Origin of the sequence: Nonomuraea sp. NPDC049750 (assembly GCF_040659625.1) — a bacterium.
Lineage (GTDB): Bacteria > Actinomycetota > Actinomycetes > Streptosporangiales > Streptosporangiaceae > Nonomuraea.
This window is the reverse complement of the sequence record NZ_JBFANB010000013.1, coordinates 303,300-309,677: the sequence shown is the minus strand read 5'-3', so window position 1 is coordinate 309,677 and position 6,378 is coordinate 303,300. Positions and strand designations below refer to the sequence as shown.

The following is a 6,378-nucleotide window of genomic DNA, read 5'->3' as shown; positions in this document are numbered from 1 at the left end:
CGCAACGCGAAGGCGGCCGTCGAGGAGGGCATCGTCCCCGGCGGTGGCGTGGCGCTGCTGCAGGCGGGCGCCAAGGCGTTCGACAAGCTCGAGCTCACCGGCGACGAGGCCACCGGTGCCGCCATCGTCAAGAAGGCGCTCGAGGAGCCGCTGAAGCAGATCGCCGTCAACGCCGGCCTCGAGGGCGGCGTCGTGGTGGAGAAGGTCCGCAACCTGACCCCGGGTGAGGGCCTCAACGCCGCTACGGGCGAGTACGTCAACATGTTCGAGGCGGGCATCATCGACCCGGCCAAGGTGACGCGCTCGGCGCTGCAGAACGCCGCTTCCATCGCGGCGCTCTTCCTCACCACCGAGGCGGTCATCGCCGAGAAGCCCGAGAAGACCCCTGCCGCCCCCGCTGGCATGCCCGGCGGCGGAGACATGGACTTCTAGGTCTCCTCACCAGAGACTTCCAGGTCTCTTCGCACGAAACAGACCGGCTCGGACGCACGTTGTCCGGGCCGGTCTGTTTTTTGTGGCGAAGAGCCGTACATATGATCATTTAAGGGGCTTGACCCAGCGCGACCACATGGGCTGGAGCGCGTAGCCGGCGGCGGACCACGCCCCATGGGCGGAGACGTTGTCGTCCAGCACCATGGCGTCGGCGCGGAAGGCGCCGAAGGCGGCGAAGCGGGACTCGGCCGCGGCCAGGAGCGTGGTGGCGATGCCCTTACGGCGGTGGGACGGGTGGACGGCGAGGCGATAGAGGTGCGCTCGCCAGCCGTCCCAGCCCGCGATGAGCGTGCCCGCCAGTTCCCCGTCGAGCTCGGCGAGGAGCAGGGCCTCCGGGTCGCGCTCGATCAGCGCCACCACCTTGTCGGGCGAGTCGCGCCGGTCGGTGCCCTCAGCGGCCAGGAGCCAGAAGTCGAGCACGGCGGGCACGTCGCCGAGCCCGCCATGTCGTACCTTCACCCCCGAGGCGGCTCCTGCGTCGGCCGCCATCAGACGCCGAAGTGGGCGACGATGTGGCCGCGCGCGAGCGTGTTGGCGGTGATGTTGAAGCCGACCACCGCCGGGCTGGCGTCACTGCCGACGCCCAGCTCGGCCACGCCCAGCGCGTGCACCGTGAAGACGTAGCGGTGCGGGTCGCCGGGCGGGGGAGCGGCGCCGCCGTAGTCCTTGCTGTTGTAGTCGTTGCGCGCGTGCGTGGCCCCCGCGGGCAGGCCCTTGAACTCGGGGGCGGTGCCGGCGCCCGTGGGCAGCTCGGAGACGGAGGCCGGGAGGTCGAAGAGCACCCAGTGCCAGAACCCGCTGCCCGTGGGCGCGTCGGGGTCGTAGCAGGTCACGGCGTAGCTCTGCGTCTCGGCCGGGGCGCCGGACCACCGGAGGTGGGGTGACAGGTTCTGGCCGGTCATGCCCCAGTCGTTGAAGACGTGCAGGTCCCCCAGCCTCTCCCCGTCCGCGATGTCGTCGCTCTGGACCGTGAGTGCGGGGACCGACGGCAGGTGTTCGTGTGGCAGCGGTGCGGGCACGGCGTCCTCCTTGGTAGAGATCCTCCACTACTCCAGCCATCCTAGGAGTGCGTCTAGGAGTGCGTCGGTCTCGGGAGGCGACGTGCCCGCTCGCGCGTCAGACGGCCGGTTGAGGGGCCAACTGGGCCGGCAGGGCCTTTCCGTGCAGGACGGTGAGCGAGGTGACCGCACGGGTGAGCACCACGTACAGCCTGGCCAGGCCGCGGGGCTCGGCCGCCACGATGTCGGCCGGCTCGACGACGATCACGTGGTCGTACTCCAGGCCCTTGGCCAGCGTCGCGGGGACGATCAGCAGCCGGTGCTCTTCGGTCGTGTCGGGGTCGAGCACGGCGTGGGCCAGCCCGTCGAGCTGCCCTGACACCTCCGCAACCAGGGCGTCGGGCACGATCACGCCGATCGAGCCCTCCCGGGCCATGGCCTCGCGCGCGGCGTCGGCGACCGCGCCGCCGGGGCGTACGCTCAGCGAGCCCACACCGGGACGCAGCGACCGCGGCGGGGCCAGCGCCGGGGCGATCGACGGCAGCAGGCGGGCGGCGTAGTCGAGCACCTCGCGCGGCACGCGGAAGCCCAGCGTCAGCTCGGTGACCTCGCCCTCGTCCTGGCCCAGGTGCTTGAGCACGGTCTCCCACGAGCTGGTGGACCACGGCGTGGTGCCCTGGGCGAGGTCGCCGAGCACGGTGGCCGAGCCGTTGCGGCAGCGCCGGCCAAGCGCGCGCAGCTGCATCTCCGACAGGTCCTGCGCCTCGTCGACGACCAGGTGGCCGAGCGAGGGCGTGCGTTCGATCAGGTCGCCGAGCTCGTCGAGCAGCGCCGCGTCGGCCGCCGACCACTTGGCGGACTTCCAGCCTCGGTACGGTTTCTGCCACAGCAACATCTGCTGCTCGTCAGGCGACAAATCGGTTTTGGCGGCTTTGGCGAGGAATTCGGGGTCCGAGAGGAGCTTGAAGAGGACCTGCTGCGGCACCAGTTTGGGCCAGACCGCGTCGACGAGCTGCTTGACCGGCTTGGACCTGGCCACGGCGTCCTGCACTCGGTCGTCGGGCGACTCCCCGCGCTGCTCCATGCGTACCAGCACCATGTGCGCGAGCCGCTGCGCCAGCGCCGCCCGGCCGGGCCCGTAGCGGGTGGTGCCGCGCAGCGAGGCGACGATCTCGCGTACCTCGTAGTCGGCCACCCGGAAGCGGTAGGCGCCCTTGCTGTAGACGACGCCCTCCTCCGGCTTCACGATGTGCAGCCACAGCGCCCGCTCCAGCACGGCGGCCATGCGGGCGTCGCCCTTCAGCGCCGAGACCATCGGATCCTCCGGCGCGGCGTGCTCGCCGAGCAGGCCCGCCACCGTGGTCTGGTCGACCTTGACCTCGCCGAGCGCGGGGAGCACGGAGGAGATGTAGGACAGGAAGGCGCGGTTGGGGCCGACGATCATGACGCCCGACCTGGCCAGCCGCTCGCGGTGGGTGAACAGCAGGTACGCGGCCCGGTGCAGGCCGACGGCGGTCTTCCCGGTGCCCGGCGCACCCTGTACGCAGACGGTCTGGGTGAGCGTGGCGCGGACGATCTCGTCCTGGTCCGGCTGGATCGTGGCGACGATGTCCCGCATCGGGCCGGTGCGCGGCCGCTCGATCTCCTCGGTCAGGATCTTCGACGGCCCGATGTCGCCGCCCTCGCCGAGCGGCTCGTCCTCGAACGCGGTCAGCATGCCGCCGTGGTAGCCGAACCGGCGCCGCCGCGCGACGCTCATCGGATCGGCGGGGCTGGCCTGGTAGAACGCCCGGGACACCGGCGCGCGCCAGTCGATCACCAGCGGACGGCTGCTGCCGTCGTGCACATGACGGCGGCCGACGTAGATCGTGGAGGGCAGGTCGTCGTCCGCCGAGCGGTCGAGGCGGCCGAAGAACAGCGGGGTGTCGGGATGGTCGGCCAGCGCCGCCACCCGCTTGTCGAGCAGCGACTGCAGGATCTGCTGGGACACCCAGTCGCCGGCCGCGTCGGCCGACAGCGATTGGGCGTGCAGCCGCATGGCCTGGAGCGCGGCTCTCGACTCGGCCAGATGGGACTGCTCGGCCGCGAGTACGTCGGCGGGTATGTCGGGGGCCAGCTGGTGTGCGGGCATGCGAAAGTGCCTCCCTGGTCGAAGTAACGGAGGTGGTATAGGCAGCGAATCGACCAGCTTAGTGGTGTGTCCGGCAGGCTTCCAAAGCATTTAGCCGGGGTAGAGAGGGACAGTGGCCCGCGTACGGTTTGTTTTCTCCCCGATCATCCCGACAGTGGCGAGTTTCCTGCTGGCGGCGTTGTGGGCGTTGTCGGTGTTCGCGGGCTGGGGGCTGGAGGCGTTCTGCACGGGGGGTGAGTCCGCGGCGGGCTGCTCGCAGCGGCTCGGCTCGGTCTCGACGCTGTCGGGGTTGTTCGCCGTGGCCGCCGCCTGCTGCACGGCCGGTGCCTGGCTGGTCCCTTCCGCCAGGAGCGACCCACGCGTGTTCAGCCGGTTCATGGGCGTGAGCGTGGCCGCCTGGATCGCCGCCGAAGGGGTGCTCTTCCTGGGCGGCCTGCTAGCCAGATAACGACAACCTGCCAATAACCGAGAATTCGGGCATATCAGGTGCATTTGCCGGATCATGGGGGTATGTCGCTGGCTGGTTGAGGCGCGCAGCGGCGTAGCACGCTGGTGAGGGGGGTGGTTCGATTGTCGACAGCCCGCGGAGTCTCGTGGACGTAACGACGTCGATGCCTGGCCGCTCGGAGGGTGAGCGGCCAGGCCTCGCCTCCTGGTGCTACACCCCGCCGTGCACGTCGTCGGCGTCGATGATCTGATACGCGTAACCCTGCTCGGCCAGGAACCGCTGGCGGTGCGCCGCGAACTCCTGGTCGACCGTGTCCCTGCTGACCACCGTGTAGAAGCGGGCGCCGCCGCCGTCGGCCTTGGGCCGCAGCACCCGGCCGAGCCGCTGCGCCTCCTCCTGACGTGACCCGAACGTGCCGGACACCTGGATGGCCACGGCCGCCTCGGGCAGGTCGATGGAGAAGTTCGCCACCTTGGACACGACCAGGACCTGGATCTCCTTGTCGCGGAAGGCCTGGTAGAGCCGCTCGCGCTCCTTGACCCTGGTCTCGCCCTTGATCACCGGAGCGTTGAGATGCTCGCCCAGCTCGTCCAGCTGGTCGATGTACTGGCCGATGACCAGCACCTGCTCGCCCAGGTGCCGGCGGACCAGCGCCTCTGTCACGTGGGTCTTGGACGGCGTGGTGGCGCAGAAGCGGTAGCGCTCCTCGGACTCGGCCATCGCGTACGCCAGCCGCTCCTCGTCCGTCAGCGTGACCCGGACCTCCACGCAGTCGGCGGGGGCGATCCAGCCCTGGTTCTCCATCTCCTTCCAGGGCGCGTCGTAGCGCTTGGGACCGATCAGCGAGAACACGTCGCCCTCGCGGCCGTCCTCGCGCACCAGCGTCGCGGTCAGCCCGACGCGCCTGCGGGCCTGCAGGTCGGCGGTCATCCGGAAGATCGGCGCGGGCAGCAGGTGCACCTCGTCATAGACGACCAGGCCCCAGTCGCGCGCGTCGAAAAGCTCCAGGTGGCTGTAGACGCCCTTCCGCCGGGTGGTCATCACCTGGTAGGTGGCGATGGTGACCGGGCGGATCTCCTTCTTGCTGCCGGAGTATTCGCCGATCTCGTCCTCGGTCAGCGTGGTGCGCTTGAGCAGCTCCTGCTTCCACTGGTGCGCGCTCACCGTGTTGGTGACCAGGATCAGCGTGGTGGCCTGGGCGTGCGCCATCGCGGCCGCGCCGACGATGGTCTTGCCGGCGCCACAGGGCAGCACGACCACGCCGGAGCCGCCGTGCCAGAAGGCGTCGGCCGCGTCCTGCTGGTAGGGCCGCAGGCTCCAGCCGTCCTGCAGCAACTCGATCTTGTGGTGCTCGCCGTCGACGTAGCCCGCGAGGTCTTCGGCGGGCCAGCCCAGCTTGAGCAGCGCCTGCTTGACGTTGCCGCGGTCGCTCGGGTGCACGGCCACGGAGTCGCCGCTGAGCCGTTCGCCCAGCATGGGCTGGATCTTCTTGGACCGCAGCACCTCTTCGAGCACGGCCCGGTCGGTGGAGGTCAGGATCAGCCCGTTGGTCGGGTCCTTCTCCAGCTTGAGCCGGCCGTATCTGGCCATGGTCTCGGCGATGTCCACGAGCAGCGCGTGGGGCACCGGATAGCGGCTGAAACTGATCAGCGCGTCGATGACCTGCTCGGCGTCGTGCCCGGCCGCGCGCGCGTTCCACAGCGCCAGCGGGGTGACGCGGTAGGTGTGCACGTGTTCGGGGGCGCGCTCGAGCTCGGCGAACGGCGCGATGGCCTTGCGGCACTCGCCGGCGTTCTCATGGTCGACTTCGAGGAGCAGCGTCTTGTCCGACTGGACGATGAGCGGGCCGTCGTTCACGGACATCCCTTCTACGGTTGACGCCTATCCAACACATCAGACGGCAAGAACAGTCCCCGAACAGGTAATCAGTCGTCGAGGTAGCCGTTGAGGCCGAGGAAGAGGAAGATGCCGAGGTTCAGCGCGAGGCCCACCCCGAACAGTGCCCAGCACCATACGAGCAGGCCCTTGGCACTGGCCGGCTGCGTGCTCGACCGGCCGAGCGCCATGCCCGCCAGAATGGCGCCAGGGATCGCGAAGATGTTGCAACAGCCGACGATCGAGAGCAGATTGAGCACCAGCGCGACGATGGCGGTGGCCTTCGGTCCCTCGGACGGCCGGGGTGGCGGGGGATAGCCATAACCGTACTGTGGCGGGGGTTGCTGGCCGTATGGTGCGCCGTAGGGCTGGTACGGATATTCGCCCGATGGGCCTTCTTGGCTCATGCCACCTCCTGACAGGTCAACATTTAT

The 6,378-nt window shown here is 69.8% G+C and carries 7 protein-coding genes; 2 read left to right on the top strand and 5 right to left on the bottom strand.

The features are described from left to right. Nucleotides 1–432: TCP-1/cpn60 chaperonin family protein (locus AB0J16_RS31405; protein ID WP_358545774.1), on the top strand; the 432-nt coding region annotated here is incomplete at its 5' end. Nucleotides 433–537: 105 nt separating this feature from the next. Here AB0J16_RS31405 and AB0J16_RS31400 read toward each other — a convergent pair. From AB0J16_RS31400 to AB0J16_RS31390, 3 genes are all read right to left on the bottom strand, one after another. Then, complete coding sequence (locus AB0J16_RS31400) at nt 538–951, bottom strand: GNAT family N-acetyltransferase (RefSeq protein ID WP_358545771.1); 414 nt, start codon at nt 949–951, stop codon at nt 538–540. A 29-nt stretch (nt 952–980) separates the two neighbouring features. Further along, entirely contained in the window at nt 981–1,511 is a 531-nt protein-coding gene (locus AB0J16_RS31395; protein ID WP_358545767.1) for a YbhB/YbcL family Raf kinase inhibitor-like protein, read from the bottom strand. Between the two features lie 97 nt (nt 1,512–1,608). Further along, entirely contained in the window at nt 1,609–3,621 is a 2,013-nt protein-coding gene (locus AB0J16_RS31390; protein WP_358545765.1) for an AAA family ATPase, read from the bottom strand. A 154-nt stretch (nt 3,622–3,775) separates the two neighbouring features. Here AB0J16_RS31390 and AB0J16_RS31385 point away from each other — a divergent pair, with 154 nt between their 5' ends. Next, entirely contained in the window at nt 3,776–4,069 is a 294-nt protein-coding gene (locus AB0J16_RS31385; protein ID WP_358545762.1) for a hypothetical protein, read from the top strand. A gap of 210 nt (nt 4,070–4,279) precedes the next feature. Here the strand turns inward: AB0J16_RS31385 and AB0J16_RS31380 are convergent, their stop codons facing one another. Together AB0J16_RS31380 and AB0J16_RS31375 are read right to left on the bottom strand one after the other, a co-directional pair. Continuing rightward, entirely contained in the window at nt 4,280–5,932 is a 1,653-nt protein-coding gene (locus AB0J16_RS31380) for a DNA repair helicase XPB (protein WP_358545759.1), read from the bottom strand. 62 nt (nt 5,933–5,994) lie between these two features. Next, nucleotides 5,995–6,351 (bottom strand): hypothetical protein, encoded by a 357-nt coding sequence (locus tag AB0J16_RS31375; RefSeq protein ID WP_358545757.1) that lies wholly within the window; start codon nt 6,349–6,351, stop codon nt 5,995–5,997. Nucleotides 6,352–6,378 lie beyond the last annotated feature (27 nt).

Bases quoted from the DNA above. Each gene is read 5' to 3' on its own strand.
- AB0J16_RS31390 (WP_358545765.1), bottom strand. From the start codon at position 3,621: ATGCCCGCACACCAGCTGGCCCCCGACATACCCGCCGACGTACTCGCG.
- AB0J16_RS31380 (WP_358545759.1), bottom strand. From the start codon at position 5,932: ATGTCCGTGAACGACGGCCCGCTCATCGTCCAGTCGGACAAGACGCTG.
- AB0J16_RS31375 (WP_358545757.1), bottom strand. From the start codon at position 6,351: ATGAGCCAAGAAGGCCCATCGGGCGAATATCCGTACCAGCCCTACGGC.